We start from the raw sequence: 19,166 nt of genomic DNA on the forward strand, positions 1-19,166 counted from the left end.
GGCATGCGACTCGGGCTTGCGCTCGGCTACTGGGGGCGCGGCCCCGATCCCGGCCACCTCGCCCTGGTGCAGGAGGCGGAACGGCTGGGTTACGACTCGGTGTGGACCTCCGAGGCCTGGGGCTCGGACGCCTTCACCCCGCTGACCTGGTACGCGGCGCACACCTCCCGCATCAGGCTGGGCACCGCGATCGCGCAGATGGCGGCCCGCTCCCCGACCGCGACGGCCATGCACGCCCTCACCCTGGACCACCTGTCCGGCGGCCGGATGATGCTCGGCCTCGGACTCTCCGGACCGCAGGTGGTGGAGGGCTGGTACGGCCGCCCCTTCCCGCGCAGCCCGCTGACCGCCACGCGGGAGTACGTCGACGTGGTCCGCCAGGTGCTGCGCCGCGAGGCCCCGGTGGAGCTGGCCGGGCGTTTCCACGCGCTTCCCTACCGGGGCGAGGACGCCACCGGGACCGGCAAGCCGCTGAAGCCGATCGTGCACCCCCTGCGGGCCGGCCTGCCGGTCCTGCTCGGGGCGGAGGGCCCCCGGAACATCGAGCAGACGACCCGCATCGCGGACGGCTGGCTGCCGCTGTACTGGTCGCCGGCGCGCCCCGACGTCTACCGGCTGCCCGCCCTGCCGCGCGGCTTCGTGGTCGCGCCGCTGGCCCGCGCCCAGGTCTGCGACGACGTCGCCGAGGGCCTGCTCCCGGTGAAGGCGATGCTCGGCTTCTACATCGGCGGCATGGGCCACGCCGCGAGGAACTTCCACGCCGACCTGATGGCGCGCATGGGCTACGCGGAGGAGGCCCGCCGCATCCAGGACCTCTTCCTCGCCGGGCGCAGGCAGGAGGCGGTGCTGGCCGTCCCGGACGCCTTCGCCGACGAGATCTCCCTGGTCGGCCCGCGCGCCCGGATCGCGGAGCGCCTGGAGCTGTGGCGCGCGGGCCCGGTGACGGACCTGCTGGTCACCTCGCCGGACCCGCACACGCTGAGGGTGCTGGCGGAGCTGAACGCCTGAGCGCTACCGGGCGACCGCGGTCCGCCCGTCGAGCTGGGGGTCCGGCCGGCCGGGAAGCTGCGCCGGCGCGCCGCCCTTGGCCAGCTCGCCGGCCGACGGCACCTTGTCGGTGACCTCCGCGCCGGCCCCCTTGCCCGCGTCCTTCACATTGCCGATGACCTTCTCGAAGAGCCCGACCTCGCCCGCTCCGGCAGTGCCCGCCGCCAGCTTGGAGCTGAGGCCCTTGAGGGACTCGATGCCCTCGGAGAGGGGGGCCACGGCCTTCGACAGCAGCGGGTCGCCCTTCGCGTTGTTCACCGCCGCCTTCAGCCTGTTGTACGTGAAGGCTCCCGCGAGGCCCGCCTTGACCAGGGCGAACTTCCGGCCGTCCGCGCCGCTCTTGAACGTGCCCGCCCGGTAGGGCTTCACGATCCACTGGTAGGCCGCCCCGGCGGCCAGCGACGCGTTCGCCACGAACCGGGTCTTGGAGAGCTTCTGCTTCTCGAACTCGCCGGAGGGCGACGCACTCGGGTTGCCCGACGCCGTCGCGTTCGCCGGGCTCGCGTTCTTGTCCTTGTCGTCGCAGGCCGCCAGCGGCATCACCAGCGCGCAGGTCAGCGGCACCGCGACGAGCGCGCGGCGGGCGGGGGTGGCGGTGAGGGCGTTACGGGGCACGGCGGGGCCTCCCGGGGCCGGTTGCGAGGACAGCTCTTTCCCGCAGCGTCGCCCGCACCCCGCCCGCCCACCACCAGGGCAGGGCCATCCGGGTTTGACGCGTTCTTTATCGGCAACATGTTCGGCATGCCGACACGCACGCGCACCGGAAATCCCGCCGCGACGCTGATCGCCGTCGTCGCGGACATCGCCGCCCTGATCCTGGGCCTGTGGATTCTGTTCTACCTACTGGACGCCAACCAGGGGAACGCGCTGGTCGGCTTCGTCAAGGACGCCGCGCACTGGCTGGCGGGCTGGTCCTACGACCTGTTCACCTTCGACGAGGAGTGGGCGCGCGTGGTGGCCGGTTACGGTCTGCCCGCCGTGGTCTACCTGTTCGTCGGCCACGCCGTCGCGGGCGCGGTACGCCGCCGCTGACCCGCCTCGCCCCCCTCGCGCGGCCTCAGCAGCAGTCCGGGTCCAGACCCCGCGGCAGCCGTTCGCCGCCGAACACCGCGCAGGTGGGCTCGTGGCCGCCGAGCGCGGCCACGGCGAGCAGCAGGGAGCCCGCCGTCCAGGTGGTGAGCTCGCGGGGCCAGACCGCCTGGTCGTCGAAGACGTACCCCGTCCAGTACAGCCCGCTGCCGTCGTCGGCGCGCAGGTGCTGGACGTCCTGGAGGATCTCCAGCGCCCGGTCCGACTCCCCCGTCGCCCACAGCGCCAGGGCCAGTTCGCAGCTCTCGCCGCCGGTGACCCAGGGGTTGGGCAGCACGCAGCGCACGCCGAGGCCCGGCACGACGAAGTCGTCCCACTGGGCCTCGATGCGCTCCTTGGCGGCGGGCCCGGTGAGCGCGCCGGCCAGCACCGGGTAGTACCAGTCCATCGAGTAGCGGTTCTTGTCGAGGAAGCGCTCGGGGTGCTTCTCGATCGCGTGCCGGAGCGCGCCGAGGGCCAGCTCCCAGTCGGGCTGCGGCTCCTCGCGCTGCTCGGCGAGTGCCAGCGCGCACCGCAGGGCCTGGTGGATGGACGAACTCCCGGTCAGCAGCGCGTCGTTGACGGGGGTGCCGTCCTCCTCGCGCTTCCAGCCGATCTCGCCGCCGGGCTGCTGGAGGGCGAGCACGAACTCCACCGCCGCGTACACCGCGGGCCACATCCGGTCGGCGAAGGCGTCGTCGCCGGTGGCGAGGTAGTGGTGCCAGACGCCCACCGCGAGGTACGCGCAGAAGTTGGTCTCGCGGGCGCGGTCGGTGGGGCGGGCGTGGTCGCCGTCGTGGTAGGCGGCGTACCAGGAGCCGTCCGCGTTCTGGTGCCTGGCCAGCCACGCGTACGCCCGGGCCGCCGCCTCGTGCTCGCCGGCCGCGTCCAGCGCCATGGCGGCCTCGGTGTGGTCCCACGGGTCGAGGTGGTGGCCCCTGAACCACGGAATGGCGCCGTCCGGGCGCTGCACGGCGAGTATCCCAGCGACCGTCTCGGCGACCTGAGAGGCCGTCAGGACACCGTCCAGAACGAGGTGTTCGGTGTATCCGGGGCTCGTCACTTGGCGTCCGTACCGGTCGCGGCGGCGGGGAGGTGCGGCTTGGTGGCGTACGCGACGAAGCTCTTGCCGATGACGGGGTTGAGGGCCTGCTCGGCGACCTTGGTGAGCAGCGGCTTCTTCATGATGTCCCAGACCAGCAGCTTGTGGTAAGCCTTCACCGGCAGCGCCTTGTCGTTGTCGACGCCGAAGGCGCACTTGAGCCACCAGTACGGCGAGTGCAGGGCGTGCGCGTGGTGCTGCCCGTACGGCCGGAGCCCCGCCTCCCGCATCCTGCCGAGCAGCTCGTCCGCCTTGTAGATGCGGATGTGCCCGCCCTCGACCTCGTGGTACGCGTCGGAGAGCGCCCAGCAGACCTTCTCGGGCCCGTAGCGCGGCACGGTGACGGCGATGCGGCCGCCCGGCTTGAGCACCCGCACCATCTCCGCCAGCACGCCCTTGTCGTCGGGGATGTGCTCCATGACCTCGCTGATGATCACGACGTCGAAGGAGGCGTCGGGGAAGGGCAGGTTGAGCGCGTCGCCCTCCATGGCGGTGGCCGTCGCGCCCTCCGGCGCCTCCCCCGCCTCCTTCATGGCGGCGAACCACTTCGCGACCTCGCGGATCTCCTCGGCGTTCCGGTCGAGGGCCACCACCCGGGCGCCGCGCCGGTAGCACTCGAAGGCGTGCCGCCCGGCGCCGCAGCCCAGGTCGAGGACGCGGTCGCCCGGGGCGAGCGGGAAGCGGGAGAAGTCCACGGTCAGCACGGGTGCTCAGCTTTCGTCCGGCGGCGGGTGAAACGGTCTTGCGTACGTCGAGCGGCTTGCGGCGCCCACGTGTCGGGGCAGCCGCGTCGGGGCCTACGGCCTGGGTGCGCGGGCCTGGGCGGCGATGGCCGCCCGGTAGCGTTCGGCGGTGCCGATGGCGGCCCGGCGCCAGGTGAACTTCTCCAGCACGCGGGCGCGGCCGGCGGCCCCGATCCTGGCGCGGAGGCCGTCGTCGCCCAGCAGCCGCGAGAGCTGCCCGGCGAGGGCGTCCGGGTCCCCGGGCGGCACGGCGAGGCAGGTCGCCCCGTCGGGCCCGGCGACCTCCGGGATCGCGCCGCCCGTCGTCGCGACGAGCGGGGTGCCGGTGGCCATCGCCTCGGCCGCCGGCAGCGAGAACCCTTCGTACAGCGAGGGCACGCAGGCCACCTGCGCGCCCCGCACGAGATCGACCAGCTCCGCGTCGCTGATCCCCTTGACGAACTCGACGGCGCGGCCGAGTCCGTGCCGCTCGATGGCCTGGGCGACGGGTCCGTCCTCGGCGCGTCTGCCGACGACGACGAGATGGGCGTCGGGCCGCTCGGAGCGCAGCTTGGCGAGCGCTTCGACGAGGTGCACGAGCCCCTTGAGCGGGACATCGGCGCTGGAGGTGGTGACGATGCGCCCCGGCACCTGCGGCACGGCCGGGTCCGGCGACCACAGCTCGGTGTCCGCCCCGATGTGCACGACGTGGACCCGCTCGGGCCGCACCCCGAGGTGCTCGACGATCTCGGCCTGCGAGGACCCGGAGACGGTCAGCACGGACGGCAGCCGCCGGGCGACCCGCTTCTGCATGCGCGTGAACCCGTACCAGCGGCGTACGGAGGCCCGCTTGAGCCAGGTCCCGGCAGCGTCGAGGTCGAGCTGCCGGTCGACGGTGATGGGGTGGTGGATGGTCGTCACGAGCGGTGCGCCGAGGTCGCCGAGGAGCCCGTACCCGAGGGTCTGGTTGTCGTGGACCACGTCGAACTCCCCCTTCCTGGCGGCCAGATGGCGCTTGGCCCGCAGCGAGAAGGTGAGCGGCTCGGGGAACCCGCCGGTGCGCATGGTCGCGAACTCGACCGCGTCCACCCAGTCCCGGAACTCCTCCCGCCCGGGGGTGCGGAAGGGGTCGGGGCTGCGGTACAGGTCCAGGCTCGGCAGCTCGGTGAGCGGCACGCCGCCGTCCAGCACCGGATAGGGCTGGGCGCCCAGCACCTCCACGCTGTGCCCGAGCCGCGCCAGCTCGCGCGACAGGTGGCGCACGTACACGCCCTGCCCGCCGCAGAACGGGTTCCCCTTGTACGAGAGGAGCGCGACGCGCAGCGGCCGGTCGCTCCCGGCACTCCCGGCATCGGTGTCGACCCCGGCACGGGGGCCCGCGGTCACGGCCTCAGCGGTCACTCTCGGCCCCCTTCTTGACGCACTTCCGCCGGAGCGTATCCGCTGGCGCTAATCTAGAACAAGTTCCAGTGTTGATCGAACACGGAGCTTTGAATCTACCGGCAGGACGGAGCGGCGTAAGGTCCGGATCAGGTGATTCGCGCCACGACGCACTGAGCGCACCGAGTACGACACGGGGACACGGGGTCAGATGACAGCGGAAGCCAGCACACCCACCGGCACCGGCACGGGCTCGCCCCGGGGCGTCACCCCGGGCACCCCTCCCCTCACGGAACGCCAGGAGGCCCGCCGCCGCCGCATCCTGCACGCGAGCGCCCAGCTGGCGAGCCGGGGCGGCTTCGAAGCGGTCCAGATGCGCGAGGTGGCCGAAGCCGCCGAAGTGGCCCTGGGCACCCTCTACCGCTACTTCCCCTCCAAGATCCACCTCCTGGTCGCCACCATGCAGGACCAGCTCAGCCACCTCCACACCACCCTGCGCAAACGCCCCCCGGCGACCTCCTCCCCCTCCGAACGCGTCGCCGAGACCCTGATGCGCGCCTTCCGCGCCCTGCAACGCGAACCGAACCTCGCGGACGCGATGGTCCGCGCCCTGACCTTCGCCGACCGCTCGGTGAGCCCCGAGGTCGACACGGTCTCCCGCCAGACCACCGCGATCATCCTCGACGCGATGGGCCTGAACGCCCCGGCCGACCGCCCCACCCCCGAACAGCTCTCCGCGGTCCGCGTCATCGAACACACCTGGCACTCGGCCCTGATCACCTGGCTCTCGGGCCGCGCCTCCATCGCCCAGGTCAAGATCGACATCGAAACGGTGTGCCGCTTGATCGACCTGACGGCGGAGGAGCCCAAGACCCCCTGACCCCACGGGGTCTCTCCCCCCCGCCTGCACCGCGCCCACCACCCCGCTCACCAGCGGCCCGCTGGGGCAGGGCCCCTTCCTCCCCCAGCCGGCACCGGGGTCGGGTGCGACGCCTGCCCCAGCCCCGCCCCTTCACCGTAGGGCGGGGGTGCGCTCACCGCCGGGGCTACGCCCCTCGCCCCCTGCACGGCTCCGCCGCGCGTCCTCAAACGCCGGACGGGCTGAAGCACCTGGCGTGCCCCTGACATGCCGCCCGAAGGGCAGGCATGTCAGGGGCGCGGGGAACTGCGCGACCAGCCAGCCACCCGGCCGCGACGCTAGCCGGCTCCCCCCGCGCAGGGTTCGGCCTCACCCTCACCCCCCGCATCAGCACCGAGCCGCCGCCCCCTGCTCTCGGCCACCCGCAGCGCGTCCGACAGACACTCGGCCAGGCGCGTCGCCGTGAACCGCAGTACGTCGGCCGGTACGGACGCCCCGCCCAGAACGTCCCGTGCGTGGCCCAGCACCTCGCTGCCGGTGTCGAGTTGCAGCGCCTCCATCCGGTCCGCGAGGCGGGCGAGGTAACCGGCGCCGTCAGTGCTCAGGTAGCAGGGACGCCCGTCGGGAGTGGACCAGGGCAGGAGGCGAAGAGGGTGTTGCGAGGAATGACGGTAGTCCACGGGGGGTCCTTCCAGGCCGAGATCTCTAGACAGGTAGAGTGCGCACCTTCCGCTCTAGAGATGTCAATCGAACACGGCAGTCTTGTGGAGTTCCCGCACAAGTGGGGATCTAGGGTGTCCGGAAGAGGATTGGGAGGAGTGCTTTGGGATCGGGGCGCGGCGCAGCCGGAATGCTCAAGTACCAGCGGATCGCGGAGGAACTGCGTTCCGCCATCGAGGCGGGCGAGTACGGCCCCGGGGACCGTTTGCCGGGCGAGAACGACCTCATGGCGCTGCACGGCGTGGCCAGGATGACCGTGCGCCAGGCCCTCTCGGTGCTGCGCAGCGAAGGCATCGTCGAGGCCCGCAAGGGCGCCGGCGTCTTCGTGCGGGCCTTCCGGCCGCTGCGGCGGCGCGGCATCCAGCGCCTGGCCTCGGAACGGTGGGCCGCAGGGCGGTCCGTGTGGTCGGCGGACGTGGACGATCGCCGGGAACTGGTGGTCGACGGGGTGCAGGTCGCCCGGGAGCCGGTCCCGGAGCGCATCGCCGCAGTCCTCGGAGTCGAACCGGGTGCCCCGGTCTGGGTACGTCGCCGCCGCTACCTCCTCGACGGCAAGCCCGTGATGAGCGCGGCCTCGCACTTCCCTGCCGACCTGGTGGCGGACACGCCGGTCGTCTCGCCGGACCCGGGCCCCGGCGGGGTGTACGCCCGGCTCGCCGAGGCGGGCCACGCGCCCGTGCGCTTCCGCGAGGAGATCCGCACCCGTATGCCGTCGGCCGGGGAGACGGACGAACTCCGCCTCCCGAGCGGCACCCCGGTCATCCTCATCACCCGCACCGCCTTCACCGCCGACGGCACCGTGGCCGAGGTCAACGACATGGTGCTGGACGCGGCGTCGTACATCCTGGAGTACGAGTTCGACGCATAGCGCGGACCCGGCGCGCGGTCGGCCGGGAAGGGTCCGGGCTCCGGCTCACACCGCCACGTACGCCACCGGGTCCGACCCCGGGACCGGCTCCGCGTGGCCCAGTTTCACCAGGCGGCGCAGGTGGGCCTCCGCCTCGGAGACCGCGATGTTGCGGGAGCCGTGGGGGATCCGGTCCCAGGGGCGGTTCCACTCCATGCGTTCGGCGAGCTGCCAGGGGGTGAGGGGGGTCGCGAGGAGGGCGCGGAGGCCGGTGAGGCGTGCCTCGTGGTGGGCGAGGAGTTCGGTGACGCGCTCGCGGGGGTTCGTGAAGGCGTGCTGGTGGGCGGGGAGGATCTCGGCGGCGTCGAGGCGCGCGACGCGTTCGAGGGAGGAGAGGTAGTCGCCCAGGGGGTCGGTGACCGTGGTGTCCTCGGGGTCCTCGTAGAGGCCGATGTGCGGGGAGATGCCGGGGAGCAGGTGGTCGCCGGAGAAGAGGCGGCCCCGGCCGGGGAGGTTGGCCGGGTGGGTCTCCTCCAGGTGGAGGCAGACGTGGCCCGGCGTGTGGCCGGGGGTCCAGATCGCGCGCAGCGCGCGGCCCGCGAGGGGGAGGAGGTCGCCGGGGGTGATCTCGCGGTCGGGGAGGGCCGCGTGCAGGCCGGGGAGGGTGCGCATGCGGCCCGAGTCGCGGGCGGCGCGGAGCGGGGCGAGGTGGTCGGGCGGGGCGCCGGCGGAGGCGAGTTTGGCGGTGAGGTAGTCGAGCCAGACGCCCGGTTCGGCGCCGCGGGTGCGGCGGACCACCTCCGCGTCGGCGGCGTGCATCGCGATCCACGCGCCGGAGGCTTCCCGGACCTGCCCGGAGAGGCCGTGGTGGTCGGGGTGGTGGTGGGTGACGAGGACGCCGTGGATGTCCTCGATGCGCACATGGAGGGAGGCGAGGCCCGCGGTGAGGGCCTCCCAGGAGGCGGGGTCGTCCCAGCCGGTGTCGATGAGGACCGGGCCCCGGTCGGTGTCCAGGAGGTGGACGAGGGTGTGACCCAGGGGGTTGTCGGGGATCGGGACCTCGATGCTCCAGACGCCGCCGCCGTGGTCGATGGTGGCGGGTGCGGCCGCGTCCTCGCCGGTCCGCCCGGCCGTGCGCTGCGTCATGGCTCCCCCAACTGTGCCGTGCCGTGCAGGACTTGACTCGCGGCCACTATAACTAGAACCGGTTCCAGCGGGGGTCGGGGACTGAACCCCGAGGCCGGTAGGGGGTGTTGTCGGGGGCGGGGCATGGTTGTCCCCGATGGGCCGGGTGTCCGTGCACGGACAGGATTCGGGGCATGACGAACACGACGTACGCAGCCCTCGCCCCCTCCCGCCCCACCGCGGCCGCCCTCGTCGCCGGGCCCGTCGCCCTGGTCGCGTACGGCCTCATCCGGCTGTTCAGCGAGCGCGGCACACCCGGCGCCGGGTGGACGGCGGGCCATCTCGCCATGCTGGCGGGGGTGCTGCTCTTCGTTCCGGTGCTGCTGCACCTGCGAAGACTGGTCCCGGAGCGGCGGCGGGTCCCGGCCGCCGTGGCGCTCGGGGCCGGGCTGGCGGGGCTGCTCGCCACCGCCGTGCAGGCCGTCGTCGACCTCGCGGCCGGGCTCCTGGCGGACGACCGGGCCGGGATGGTCGAGATCTTCCGGGAGGTGAAGGCGGTCCCGGGGGCGGAGGCCGTCGTGTACGGGGTGGTCCCGCCGCTCCTCTTCCTCGGCCTGACCGTCCTGGCCGCCCTCACCTCGCTCCCGGCGCGGACGCGGGCCCTCACGGCCGGCGCCCTCGCCCTCGGCGCCGTCCTGATGGCCGTCGACCTCGACTTCCTTTCGCTGGGCGGCCTGTGCTTCCTGATCGCCCTCGCCCCGCTCGCCCCGGGCGGCCGGGCCGCGCCCCTTCCCCGTACGAACTAGAACTGGTATCAGTTCGGGGAGGAAAGCTGATAGGACGTCAGCAACAGGCGCGCACCGGGCCGGACTTGCGGGAGGCAGCAGCCATGACCGAACTCGTGGAACACCAACAGCTCTACATCGCAGGGCAGTTGACCGACCCCCACGGCACGGACGTCATCGAGGTCGTCTCCCCGCACACCGAGCAGGTGATCGGCCGCGTCCCGCACGCCGACCGCGCCGACGTGGACCGCGCGGTCGCCGCCGCCCGCAGGGCCTTCGACACCGGCGAGTGGCCCCGTACGACGCTGGACGAGCGGATCGCGGTCGTCACCCGCATCAAGGACGCCATCGCGGTGCGGCACGAGGAGCTCGCCCGGCTCATCTCCGCCGAGAACGGCACCCCGTACACCGCGAGCGTCATGATGCAGGCGCTCGCCGCGATGATGGTCTGGGACTCGGCGATCAAGGTCGCGCAGGAGGTGCCGTTCGAGACGGGACGGACGGGGGTGCTGGGGAATCTGCTCATCCGGCGCGAGCCCGTCGGGGTCGTCGCGGCGGTCGTGCCGTGGAACGTCCCGCAGTTCACCGCTGCCGCCAAGCTCGCGCCCGCGCTGCTCGCCGGGTGCACGGTCGTGCTGAAGGTCTCGCCGGAGACGCCCCTCGACTCGTACCTCCTCGCGGAGATCTGCACGGAGGCCGGGCTGCCGGAGGGCGTGCTGTCGATCATCCCGGCGGACCGGGAGGTCAGCGAGTACCTGGTCGGGCACCCGGACGTCGACAAGGTGTCCTTCACCGGCTCCGTCGCGGCGGGCCGGCGGGTCATGGAGGTCGCCTCCCGCAACCTGACCCGCGTGACGCTGGAGCTGGGCGGCAAGTCGGCCGCCGTGATCCTCCCGGACGCCGACCTCGCCACGACCGTCGCGGGTCTGGCCCCCTTCTCCTGGATGCTCAACGGGCAGGCGTGCGTCGCCCAGACCCGCATCCTGGCCCCCGCCGCCCGCTACGAGGAGTTCGCGGAGGCCTTCGCGGCGGCGGCGGACGCCCTCAAGGTCGGCGACCCGATGGACCCCGCCACCGAGGTCGGCCCGCTGGTCGCCCGCCGCCAGCAGCAGCGTTCCCTGGACTACATCCGCATCGGCCAGGAGGAGGGCGCGAAGATCCTCGCGGGCGGCGGACGGCCGGCCGGCCGGGAACGCGGCTGGTACGTCGAGCCGACCCTCTTCGGCGCGGTCGACAACTCCATGCGGATCGCCCGCGAGGAGATCTTCGGGCCGGTGATCTGCCTGCTGCCGTACGAGGACGAGGCGCAGGCCGTCCGCATCGCCAACGACTCCGAGTACGGGCTGAGCGGCAGCGTCTGGACGGCGGACGTCGAGCGCGGCATCGAGGTCGCGCGCTCGGTGCGCACCGGAACGTACTCCGTGAACACCTTCAGCATGGACATGATGGGCCCGTTCGGCGGCTACAAGAACTCCGGCCTGGGGCGGGAGTTCGGCCCCGAGGGGTACGGGGAGTACCTGGAGCACAAGATGATCCACCTCCCCTCCGGCTACGCGCCCGGGGCGGACGCCTGATGGGCGACCGCTGGCGGGTCGAGGTGGACCGGGGGGTGTGCATCGGCTCCGGGATGTGCGTGAACACGGCCCCGTCCGCCTTCCGCCTGGACTCCGCCCGGCAGTCGCACCCGGTGGTCTCCGCCGTGGACGCCGACGAGGACGTGCTGGCGGCGGCGGAGGGCTGCCCGGTGGAGGCGATCGCGATCGCCCTGCGGGACTCGGGCGAGGCGGTGTTCCCGCCCGAGGAGTAGCTCCGCCCCGGGAGGGCGCGGGGGTGGTGGGGCCGCGCCCGGGAGGGTACCCGTCGGTAGAATGCCCCGCATGATCCCCCTTCACCTTCGTCGTGGCGCAGCCGCGCTCGCCGTCAGTGCCGTGACCGGCACGGCCTGCGCGGTCGGCGCGGTCGCCGCACCGGTCGCCCTCGCCGCTCCGACCCCGACGCCCGTCGCCGTTCCGTCCGGGCTGTACGGCAAGGGGGACCCGACGTACGACGGGGTCTTCCGGCAGTCGCTGGCGCTGACCGCGCAGCACAGCCTCGGGGTGGAGCCCGCGACCAAGGCCGTGGACTGGCTGGTGGGGCAGCAGTGCGACAACGGCGCGTTCCCCGCCTTCCGGGCCGACGCGGGCAAGCCGTGCGACCCCAGGACCGCCGTCGACACCAACGCGACCGCCGCCGCCGTCCAGGCGCTCGCCGCGCTGGGCGGGCAGGACGCCGCCGTGAAGAAGGGCGTCGCCTGGCTGAAGTCGGTGCAGAACGCCGACGGCGGCTGGCCGTACCTGCCCGGCACCCCCTCCGACGCCAACTCCACCTCGCTCGTGACCGGCGCGCTGACCGCGACGGGGGCCAAGCCCGCCGAGCTGACGGGCAAGGACGGCAAGACGCCGTTGCAGGCGTTGCTCGCCTTCCAGGTCAACTGTGACGGAAAGACCGAGAACCAGGGCTCCTTCGCCTTCCAGCCCGACAAGTCCGGCAAGCTCTTCCCCAACGCCGACGCCACCGCCGCCGTCGTGACGGCCATGGCCGGGCGCGGCGGGCCCGTCGTCGACGCGCCCCGGGAGGACCGGCCGGTCGAGCCCGCGCCGGGCTGCAAGCAGGGCATGGCCGACCCGAAGGCCGCCGCGGCGGGCGGCTCCGACTACCTGGCCAGGTCGCTGGAGAAGAACGGCGGCTTCCTGAAGTCCGCCATGCCCGGCGCCGAGGACCAGCCCGACTTCGGCAACACCGCCGACGCCGTCGTGGCGCTCGCCGCGGACGGGCACCAGCAGGCCGCGAAGAAGTCCGCCGACTGGCTGGCGAAGAACTCCGCCGCCTGGGCGAAGAGCAGCGGGCCCGCCGCCTGGGCCCAGCTCGTCTTCGCCGCGCACGCCACCGGCATGGACGCGAAGAACTTCGGCGGGACCGACCTCCTCGCGCAGCTCAACGCGACCGGACCCGCCCCGCAGGCGCAGAAGGACGCCGACGCGGCCGCGGAGAAGGAGAAGAAGAGCGACGACGGGGGCGGGTCCACGACGACCTGGCTGATCGTCGGTGTCGCGTTCGTCGCCAGCATGGGCGCGGGCTTCCTGATCAGCGGACGCAACAAGAACAAGCAGCAGCTGTGAGCCGCCGGTCCGCGCGCGGCGTCGTGCTCGCCGCCGTCGTCGCCGTGCTGGGGGCGTTCGCGTCGCCCGCCGCGCAGGCCGCCGACGGGACCGGGTACCGGTACTGGTCGTTCTGGGAGCGGGACGGCGCGCGGTGGGTGTACGCCCAGCAGGGCGCCGGCACCACCCGCCCGGCCGACGGGGCCGTCCAGGGATTCCGCTTCGCGGTGAGCCAGGACTCCCAGAACGCCGCCGAGCCGCGCGGGGCCGCCGACTTCGAGGCCGCCTGCGCCAAGACCCCCGCCAAGGACGGCACCAAGCGGATCGCCCTGGTGCTGGACTTCGGGACGCCGGGCGACGCGCCGGAGGGCGAGACGCCGCCTGCCCCCAGGACCGTGTGCGCGCAGGTCGGGACGGACGCGACGACCGCGGAGGCGCTGGCGGACGTGGCCGCGCCGCTGCGGTACGACCGCTCCGCGCTGCTGTGCGCGATCGCCGGGTTCCCGAAGTCCGGCTGCGCGGACCAGGTGGCCGACCCGGGGACGGGCACGGACGCGGGCGCGAAGTCCCCCTCCCCCACCGTCACGGACTCCGCTTCCGGCCAGGGGGCGGACGGGGGCGGCGGCCCCTCCGCCGGGCTGGTCGTCGGGGCCGTGGCCGTGCTGCTGCTCGGCGGGGCCGCCGTGTGGCAGGCGCGCCGCCGCCGGGGATGAGCGCGACCACCGGCGGCCCGTCGCTGCGCGCCCCCGCGGCCGGCCGGAGCAACGCCCTGCACGCCGGCGCCTGGTGGCTGTGGGCCCTCGGGCTCGCCGCCGCCGCGTCCCGCACCACCAATCCGCTGCTGCTCGGGCTGCTGGTGGGGGTCGCCGGGTACGTCGTCGCCGCGCGCCGCACGGACGCGCCGTGGGCGCGCTCGTACGGCGCGTTCGTGAAGCTGGGGCTGGCGGTGCTGGTGATCCGGCTGGTGTTCTCGGTGTTCCTGGGCTCGCCGATTCCGGGTCAGCACGTGCTGTTCACCCTGCCGGAGGTTCCGCTTCCGGACTGGGCGAAGGGGGTGCGGCTCGGCGGGAGGGTCACCGCCGAGCAGCTCGTCTTCGCGCTGTACGACGGGCTGAAGCTGGCCACCCTGCTGATCTGCGTGGGCGCGGCGAACGCGCTCGCCAACCCGGCCCGGCTGCTGAAGTCGCTGCCGGGCGCGCTGTACGAGGCGGGGGTCGCCGTCGTCGTCGCGATGACCTTCGCGCCGAACATGGTCTCCGACGTCGTACGCCTGCGGACCGCCCGGCGGCTGCGCGGCCGCCCCACGGGCGGGATCAGGGCGATCGTCCAGATCGGGCTGCCCGTGCTGGAGGGCGCGCTGGAGCGCTCGGTCGCGCTGGCCGCCTCCATGGACGCGCGGGGTTACGGCCGTACCGCGCACGTCCCCGCTCCGGTACGGCACATGACCACCGCCCTGACCCTCGGCGGCCTGCTCGGGGTGTGCGCGGGAACGTACGGGCTGCTGGCCGCCGAGGGCGCCGGGTACGGCCTGCCGGTGCTGGCGATCGGGCTCGCCGCGGCGATGGCCGGGCTGCGGCTCGGCGGGCGGCGCAGCGTGCGCACCCGGTACCGGCCCGACCGGTGGGGGGCGCGGGCGTGGCTGGTCGCCGGGTCGGGCGCGGCGGTCGCGGGGCTGATGGGCTGGGCCGGCTCCTACGACGCGCAGGCCCTGCACCCGGGAGTGCTGCCGCTCGTCGCCCCCGCGTTCCCGCTCTGGCCCGCCCTGTCGATCCTGCTCGGCCTGCTGCCCGCGTTCGTGGCCCCCGTGCCCGCCCCGCCGTCGCACCCGCTCCCCCGCAAGGACCCGCTCCCAGCCAAGGAAACGTGAAGTGATCCGGTTCGAGAACGTCTCCGTCCGGTACGACGGGGCCCGGCAGCCCACCCTCAGCGGCGTCGACCTGACGATCCCCGAGGGTGAGCTGGTGCTGCTCGTCGGGCCGTCCGGCGTCGGCAAGTCGACCCTGCTGGGGGCCGTGTCCGGGCTCGTGCCGCACTTCACCGGGGGGACGCTCACCGGCCGGGTCACCGTCGACGGCCGCGACACCCGTACGCACAAGCCGCGCGAGCTGGCCGACGTGGTCGGCACGGTCGGGCAGGACCCGCTGTCGCACTTCGTCACCGACACCGTCGAGGACGAACTCGCCTACGGGATGGAGTCGCTCGGCGTCGCCCCTGACGTGATGCGGCGCAGGGTCGAGGAGACCCTCGATCTGCTCGGCCTGGCCGAGCTGCGGGACCGGGCGATCTCCACGCTGTCCGGCGGGCAGCAGCAGCGGGTCGCGATCGGGTCGGTGCTCACCACGCACCCCAGGGTGCTGGTGCTGGACGAGCCGACGTCCGCGCTGGACCCGGCCGCCGCCGAAGAGGTCCTGGCGGTGCTCCAGCGGCTGGTGCACGACCTCGGGACGACCGTGCTGATGGCCGAGCACCGGCTGGAGCGGGTCGTGCAGTACGCGGACCAGGTGCTGCTGCTGCCCGGGCCGGGGCAGGCCCCGGTGCTGGGCGAGCCCGCCGAGGTCATGGCCGCCTCCCCCGTGCATCCGCCCGTCGTGGCCCTCGGGCGGCTCGCCGGGTGGTCGCCGCTGCCGCTGTCCGTACGGGACGCGCGCCGCCGGGCCGCCGGGCTGCGGGCCGAACTGGCGGACCGTGCGCCCGCCGTGGCGGCGGAGCCCCCGGCTGCCCCACCCGTCGCCGAGGCCGAGAACCTGTCGCTGCGGCGCGGGCGCGTCGAGGCGCTGCGGAACGTGTCCCTGGCGGTGCGGCCCGGCGAGACGGTCGCCCTGATGGGCCGCAACGGCGCCGGGAAGTCGACCCTGCTCAATGCCCTGGTCGGGATGCACGCGCCGTCCGGCGGGCGGGTCACCGTCGGCGGGCGGACCCCGGCGAAGACCTCCCCGCGCGAGATGGTGCGGCGGGTGGGACTCGTACCGCAGGAGCCGCGGGACCTGCTGTACGCCGACACGGTGGCCGCCGAGTGCGCGGCCGCCGACCACGACGCGGGGGCCGGGAGCGGGACCTGCCGGGCGCTGGTCAGCGCGCTGCTGCCCGGGGTGCCGGACGACACGCACCCCCGGGACCTGTCGGAGGGGCAGCGGCTCGCGCTGGCGCTGGCGCTGGTCCTGACCGGGAGGCCGCCGCTGCTGCTGCTCGACGAGCCGACCCGGGGCCTCGACTACGCGGCCAAGGCCCGGCTCGTGACGATGCTGCGGAGGCTGACGGCCGAGGGGCACGCGCTGGTGCTGGCCACGCACGACGTGGAGCTGGCGGCCGAGCTGGCGCACCGGGTGGTGATCCTGGCCGACGGGGAGGTCGTGGCGGACGGCCCGACGGCCGAGGTCGTCGTCTCCTCGCCGTCCTTCGCGCCGCAGGTGGCGAAGATCCTGGCGCCGCAGAAATGGCTGACGGTGCCGCAGGTGCGGGACGCGCTCACCGGGGAGGCCCCCTCGTGAGCCGGCCCGTACGGCTGGGGCCGAAATCCGTGGCCGCGCTGGTCCTGGTCGGCCTGGTCGGGGTGATCGCCTTCGGGTGGCCGCTGCTCGCCGACTCGACGGCCGGGCTCGCGCACTCCAAGGACGCGCCCTGGCTGTTCGCGGCGCTGCTGCCGCTGCTGGTCGCCGTGGTGGTGGCCACGATCTCCGACGCGGGGATGGACGCGAAGGCCGTCGCGATGCTCGGGGTGCTGGCCGCCGTCGGGGCGGCGCTGCGGCCGCTGGGGGCGGGGACGGCGGGCCTGGAGCCCATGTTCTTCCTGATGGTGCTGAGCGGGCGGGTGCTGGGGCCCGGCTTCGGGTTCGTGCTGGGCTCGGTGACGATCTTCGCGTCGGCGCTGCTCACGGGCGGGGTCGGGCCGTGGATGCCGTTCCAGATGCTGGCGATGGGCTGGTTCACGATGGGCGCGGGGCTGCTGCCGGGGTGGCGGCGGCTGCGCGGGGCCGGCGAGACGGTGCTGCTCGCGCTGTACGGGGCCGTCGCCGCCTTCTGCTACGGCACCGCGATGAACCTCCAGGGCTGGACCTACCTCGGCGGGCTCTCCACCGGCGTCTCCTTCGTGCCGGGCGACCCCGTGCACGAGAACCTGGTGCGCTTCCTGGCGTACTGCCTGGCCACCTCGGTCGGCTGGGACCTGGGGCGGGCGGTGCTGACGGTGGTCCTCACCCTGACGGTCGGGCCGACCTTGCTGAAGGCGCTGCGCCGGGCGACCCGGCGGGCCGCGTTCGAGGCACCGGTCGCCTTCGAGAACGCGCCGAAAGAGCCGACCGGACCGTAGTCGGGCGGCGACCCTGGGTGTGCCCGGGGGGTCCTGTCCTGTGAACCGTCCCATAGGACCTTGGTCCTCAACTAGGGGGGGTCGTAGGCCCCCGGGGCGCCCGGGGACCCCCGGAACGCGGTCCCGGGCGGGGCGCCCGCGCCGGGAGCGGGGAAGCGCGGCGGCCCCGAGCACCACCGCCGCTAGTAGGCGGGGTGTTTGCCGTCCACGGCGGCGGCTGCTTCATTGGTGGAGCCGCAGGACGCCGGACGGCTTGGCACCCGCCGCCGCCGGCCCCGGCTCCCCCGCTTTGGACCTTCGGGTCCTTGAGCGCGGCCCCCTGTTCCCGACCGTGAGGTTCTTTCGTGTCGTTCGCCCTTGCCAGCCGCTTCTCCGCCCGCCAGAAGTCCGCCGCCGTCGCCGCCGCCGCCCTGCTGGGCGCCGCGGGCTCGGTGCTCGGTTCGGCTTCCGGCGCTGTGGCTGCGCCGTCGTCCGCCAAGGACACGGCGCGGCGGATGATGCCCGCCGCCCAGTTCCAGTGCTTCAGCAACATCGTGGCGCACGAGTCCGGCTGGAACCACCACGCGACCAACGCCTCCTCCGGGGCGTACGGCCTGGTCCAGGCGCTGCCCGCGTCGAAGATGTCCTCGGCCGGCACGGACTGGAAGGAGAACCCCAAGACCCAGATCGAGTGGGGTCTCTCCTACATGAACTCCCGCTACGGCAGCCCGTGCGCCGCCTGGAGCTTCTGGCAGCAGAACCACTGGTACTGAGCCGTCACGGCCCAGACCCCGCCGCCGGTGCGGACACCGGCATCGAAGGCCCTGTGCGGCCGGCCTCCCACGGCCGGCCGCACAGGGCCTCCGCCGTCCTCCCGGGGGCCCGGCCCCCTGCCGTCACAGCCGCTGGATGATCGTCCCGGTGGCGAGGGCCCCGCCCGCGCACATCGTGATGAGGGCGAACTCCTTGTCCCTGCGCTCCAGTTCGTGCAGGGCGGTGGTGATCAGGCGGGCCCCGGTGGCGCCGACGGGGTGGCCCAGCGCGATGGCGCCGCCGTTGACGTTGACCTTGTCCAGGTCCTGTTCGAAGACCTGGCCCCAGCTCAGCACCACCGACGCGAAGGCCTCGTTGATCTCGACCAGGTCGATGTCCCTGAGCGACATGCCCGCCTTGCCGAGGACCGCGCGGGTCGCGTCGACGGGGCCGTCGAGGTGGTAGTGCGGGTCGGAGCCGACCAGCGCCTGCGCGACGACGCGGGCCCTGGCCTTCAACTTGAGGGCGCGGGCCATCCGCTTGGAGGCCCACATGATCGCGGAGGCGCCGTCGGATATCTGGGAGGAGTTCCCCGCGGTGTGCACGGCGGTCGGCATGACGGGCTTCAGCCTGCCGAGGGCCTCCATGGAGGTGTCGCGCAGACCCTCGTCACGGTCGACGAGCCGCCACATGCCCTGCCCGGCGGCCTGCTCCTCCTCGTTGGTCGGCACCTGCACGGCGAAGGTCTCGCGCTTGAAGCGCTCCTCGGCCCAGGCGGTGCGGGCCCGCTCCTGGGACAGCAGGCCCAGCGCGTCGACCCCCTCCCGCGTCAGCCCCCGGTTGCGGGCGATGCGCTCGGCGGCCTCGAACTGGTTGGGCAGGTCCACGTTCCACTCGTCCGGGAAGGGCTTTCCCGGGCCGTGCTTGGAGCCGCTGCCCAGCGGGACCCGGCTCATCGCCTCGACGCCGCAGCCGATGCCGATGTCGATGACGCCGGCGGCGATCATGTTGGCGACCATGTGATTGGCCTGCTGGGAGGAGCCGCACTGGCAGTCCACGGTGGTCGCGGCCGTCTCGTACGGCAGGCCCATCGCGAGCCAGGCGCTGCGCGCGGGGTTCATGGACTGCTCGCCGGCGTGGGTGACGGTGCCGCCGACCACCTGCTCGACGCAGTCCGCGGGGATGGCGGTGCGGGCGAGCAGCTCGCGGTAGGTCTCGCCCAGGAGGTAGGCGGGGTGCAGGTTGGCGAGCGCGCCCCCGCGTTTGCCGATGGGGGTGCGTACGGCTTCGACGATGACGGGTTCCGCGGCCATGAGCTCGTCCTCTTCTCACCAGG

At 73.9% G+C, this 19,166-nt stretch carries 20 protein-coding genes; 13 read left to right on the forward strand and 7 right to left on the reverse strand.

All coding sequences use genetic code 11. The features are described from left to right. Positions 1-3: 3 nt before the first annotated feature. Positions 4-1,008 (forward strand): LLM class F420-dependent oxidoreductase, encoded by a 1,005-nt coding sequence (locus ACZ56L_RS19285; RefSeq protein WP_471065163.1) that lies wholly within the window; start codon positions 4-6, stop codon positions 1,006-1,008. 3 nt (positions 1,009-1,011) lie between these two features. On the opposite strand, the gene ACZ56L_RS19290 is transcribed toward ACZ56L_RS19285, so the two are convergent. After that, positions 1,012-1,587, reverse strand: coding sequence for a hypothetical protein (locus tag ACZ56L_RS19290; RefSeq protein ID WP_345226501.1), 576 nt, complete (start codon positions 1,585-1,587; stop codon positions 1,012-1,014). 201 nt (positions 1,588-1,788) lie between these two features. Here ACZ56L_RS19290 and ACZ56L_RS19295 point away from each other — a divergent pair, with 201 nt between their 5' ends. Then, a complete protein-coding gene (locus ACZ56L_RS19295; protein WP_345223377.1) occupies positions 1,789-2,079 on the forward strand; it encodes a hypothetical protein in 291 nt (96 codons plus the stop codon). Between the two features lie 25 nt (positions 2,080-2,104). On the opposite strand, the gene ACZ56L_RS19300 is transcribed toward ACZ56L_RS19295, so the two are convergent. The 3 genes from ACZ56L_RS19300 to ACZ56L_RS19310 all read right to left on the reverse strand — a co-directional run bounded on the left by ACZ56L_RS19300 (position 2,105) and on the right by ACZ56L_RS19310 (position 5,340). Then, positions 2,105-3,178, reverse strand: a complete 1,074-nt coding sequence (locus tag ACZ56L_RS19300) for a prenyltransferase (protein ID WP_471065166.1) — start codon at positions 3,176-3,178, stop codon at positions 2,105-2,107. Further along, positions 3,175-3,921, reverse strand: a complete 747-nt coding sequence (locus ACZ56L_RS19305) for a class I SAM-dependent methyltransferase (RefSeq protein WP_345223375.1) — start codon at positions 3,919-3,921, stop codon at positions 3,175-3,177. Before ACZ56L_RS19305 ends, ACZ56L_RS19300 begins: the two co-directional genes overlap by 4 nt. A gap of 93 nt (positions 3,922-4,014) precedes the next feature. Continuing rightward, entirely contained in the window at positions 4,015-5,340 is a 1,326-nt protein-coding gene (locus ACZ56L_RS19310) for a glycosyltransferase family 4 protein (RefSeq protein ID WP_471065168.1), read from the reverse strand. A 190-nt stretch (positions 5,341-5,530) separates the two neighbouring features. On the opposite strand from ACZ56L_RS19310, the gene ACZ56L_RS19315 reads away from it, so the two are divergent. Further along, complete coding sequence (locus ACZ56L_RS19315) at positions 5,531-6,199, forward strand: TetR family transcriptional regulator (RefSeq protein ID WP_471065170.1); 669 nt, start codon at positions 5,531-5,533, stop codon at positions 6,197-6,199. A 317-nt stretch (positions 6,200-6,516) separates the two neighbouring features. Here ACZ56L_RS19315 and ACZ56L_RS19320 read toward each other — a convergent pair whose 3' ends face one another. Beyond that, complete coding sequence (locus ACZ56L_RS19320; RefSeq protein ID WP_471065172.1) at positions 6,517-6,858, reverse strand: hypothetical protein; 342 nt, start codon at positions 6,856-6,858, stop codon at positions 6,517-6,519. A 170-nt stretch (positions 6,859-7,028) separates the two neighbouring features. Here ACZ56L_RS19320 and ACZ56L_RS19325 point away from each other — a divergent pair, with 170 nt between their 5' ends. Further along, the gene (locus ACZ56L_RS19325; protein WP_471065174.1) at positions 7,029-7,766 is read left to right on the forward strand and encodes a GntR family transcriptional regulator; all 738 of its coding nucleotides are present in this window, start codon (positions 7,029-7,031) and stop codon (positions 7,764-7,766) included. Between the two features lie 45 nt (positions 7,767-7,811). On the opposite strand, the gene ACZ56L_RS19330 is transcribed toward ACZ56L_RS19325, so the two are convergent. After that, on the reverse strand, positions 7,812-8,891 hold the full coding sequence (locus tag ACZ56L_RS19330) for an MBL fold metallo-hydrolase (RefSeq protein WP_471065176.1): 1,080 nt from the start codon (positions 8,889-8,891) through the stop codon (positions 7,812-7,814). 173 nt (positions 8,892-9,064) lie between these two features. Between ACZ56L_RS19330 and ACZ56L_RS19335 the strand changes: the two genes are divergently transcribed. The 9 genes from ACZ56L_RS19335 (at position 9,065) to ACZ56L_RS19375 (ending at position 17,850) form a co-directional block, all read left to right on the forward strand. Further along, positions 9,065-9,676 (forward strand): hypothetical protein, encoded by a 612-nt coding sequence (locus tag ACZ56L_RS19335; RefSeq protein WP_471065179.1) that lies wholly within the window; start codon positions 9,065-9,067, stop codon positions 9,674-9,676. Between the two features lie 83 nt (positions 9,677-9,759). After that, the gene (locus ACZ56L_RS19340; protein WP_401757314.1) at positions 9,760-11,229 is read left to right on the forward strand and encodes an aldehyde dehydrogenase; all 1,470 of its coding nucleotides are present in this window, start codon (positions 9,760-9,762) and stop codon (positions 11,227-11,229) included. After that, positions 11,229-11,462 carry a ferredoxin gene (locus ACZ56L_RS19345; RefSeq protein WP_345223354.1) on the forward strand — a complete coding sequence of 78 codons (234 nt, stop codon included), beginning with the start codon at positions 11,229-11,231 and terminating at the stop codon, positions 11,460-11,462. The genes ACZ56L_RS19340 and ACZ56L_RS19345 overlap by 1 nt, the downstream gene beginning before the upstream one ends. Before the next feature lie 70 nt (positions 11,463-11,532). Next, positions 11,533-12,813, forward strand: a complete 1,281-nt coding sequence (locus ACZ56L_RS19350) for a prenyltransferase/squalene oxidase repeat-containing protein (protein ID WP_471065183.1) — start codon at positions 11,533-11,535, stop codon at positions 12,811-12,813. After that, positions 12,810-13,505 (forward strand): SCO2322 family protein, encoded by a 696-nt coding sequence (locus ACZ56L_RS19355; RefSeq protein ID WP_471065185.1) that lies wholly within the window; start codon positions 12,810-12,812, stop codon positions 13,503-13,505. Before ACZ56L_RS19350 ends, ACZ56L_RS19355 begins: the two co-directional genes overlap by 4 nt. Further along, complete coding sequence (locus ACZ56L_RS19360) at positions 13,502-14,659, forward strand: energy-coupling factor transporter transmembrane component T (protein ID WP_401757308.1); 1,158 nt, start codon at positions 13,502-13,504, stop codon at positions 14,657-14,659. Before ACZ56L_RS19355 ends, ACZ56L_RS19360 begins: the two co-directional genes overlap by 4 nt. A gap of 1 nt (position 14,660) precedes the next feature. After that, positions 14,661-16,280 (forward strand): ABC transporter ATP-binding protein, encoded by a 1,620-nt coding sequence (locus tag ACZ56L_RS19365; RefSeq protein WP_471065187.1) that lies wholly within the window; start codon positions 14,661-14,663, stop codon positions 16,278-16,280. Next, complete coding sequence (locus ACZ56L_RS19370) at positions 16,226-17,098, forward strand: ECF transporter S component (protein ID WP_471065189.1); 873 nt, start codon at positions 16,226-16,228, stop codon at positions 17,096-17,098. Before ACZ56L_RS19365 ends, ACZ56L_RS19370 begins: the two co-directional genes overlap by 55 nt. Before the next feature lie 344 nt (positions 17,099-17,442). Further along, positions 17,443-17,850 (forward strand): aggregation-promoting factor C-terminal-like domain-containing protein, encoded by a 408-nt coding sequence (locus ACZ56L_RS19375; protein WP_345223343.1) that lies wholly within the window; start codon positions 17,443-17,445, stop codon positions 17,848-17,850. Between the two features lie 123 nt (positions 17,851-17,973). On the opposite strand, the gene ACZ56L_RS19380 is transcribed toward ACZ56L_RS19375, so the two are convergent. Beyond that, positions 17,974-19,143: a steroid 3-ketoacyl-CoA thiolase gene (locus ACZ56L_RS19380; protein ID WP_345223341.1), complete on the reverse strand. Its 1,170-nt coding sequence runs from the start codon at positions 19,141-19,143 to the stop codon at positions 17,974-17,976. Between the last annotated feature and the right edge of the window lie 23 nt (positions 19,144-19,166).

The organism is Streptomyces sp. NPDC039736, assembly GCF_055596485.1.

Excerpts from the sequence above, each read along its gene's own strand:
- ACZ56L_RS19360 (WP_401757308.1), top strand. The coding sequence starts at position 13,502 with ATGAGCGCGACCACCGGCGGCCCGTCGCTGCGCGCCCCCGCGGCCGGC.
- ACZ56L_RS19315 (WP_471065170.1), top strand. The coding sequence starts at position 5,531 with ATGACAGCGGAAGCCAGCACACCCACCGGCACCGGCACGGGCTCGCCC.
- ACZ56L_RS19380 (WP_345223341.1), bottom strand. The coding sequence starts at position 19,143 with ATGGCCGCGGAACCCGTCATCGTCGAAGCCGTACGCACCCCCATCGGC.
- ACZ56L_RS19350 (WP_471065183.1), top strand. The coding sequence starts at position 11,533 with ATGATCCCCCTTCACCTTCGTCGTGGCGCAGCCGCGCTCGCCGTCAGT.
- ACZ56L_RS19345 (WP_345223354.1), top strand. The coding sequence starts at position 11,229 with ATGGGCGACCGCTGGCGGGTCGAGGTGGACCGGGGGGTGTGCATCGGC.
- ACZ56L_RS19335 (WP_471065179.1), top strand. The coding sequence starts at position 9,065 with ATGACGAACACGACGTACGCAGCCCTCGCCCCCTCCCGCCCCACCGCG.
- ACZ56L_RS19370 (WP_471065189.1), top strand. The coding sequence starts at position 16,226 with ATGGCTGACGGTGCCGCAGGTGCGGGACGCGCTCACCGGGGAGGCCCC.
- ACZ56L_RS19290 (WP_345226501.1), bottom strand. The coding sequence starts at position 1,587 with ATGCCGCTGGCGGCCTGCGACGACAAGGACAAGAACGCGAGCCCGGCG.
- ACZ56L_RS19330 (WP_471065176.1), bottom strand. The coding sequence starts at position 8,891 with ATGACGCAGCGCACGGCCGGGCGGACCGGCGAGGACGCGGCCGCACCC.
- ACZ56L_RS19295 (WP_345223377.1), top strand. The coding sequence starts at position 1,789 with ATGCCGACACGCACGCGCACCGGAAATCCCGCCGCGACGCTGATCGCC.
- ACZ56L_RS19285 (WP_471065163.1), top strand. The coding sequence starts at position 4 with ATGCGACTCGGGCTTGCGCTCGGCTACTGGGGGCGCGGCCCCGATCCC.
- ACZ56L_RS19340 (WP_401757314.1), top strand. The coding sequence starts at position 9,760 with ATGACCGAACTCGTGGAACACCAACAGCTCTACATCGCAGGGCAGTTG.
- ACZ56L_RS19325 (WP_471065174.1), top strand. The coding sequence starts at position 7,029 with ATGCTCAAGTACCAGCGGATCGCGGAGGAACTGCGTTCCGCCATCGAG.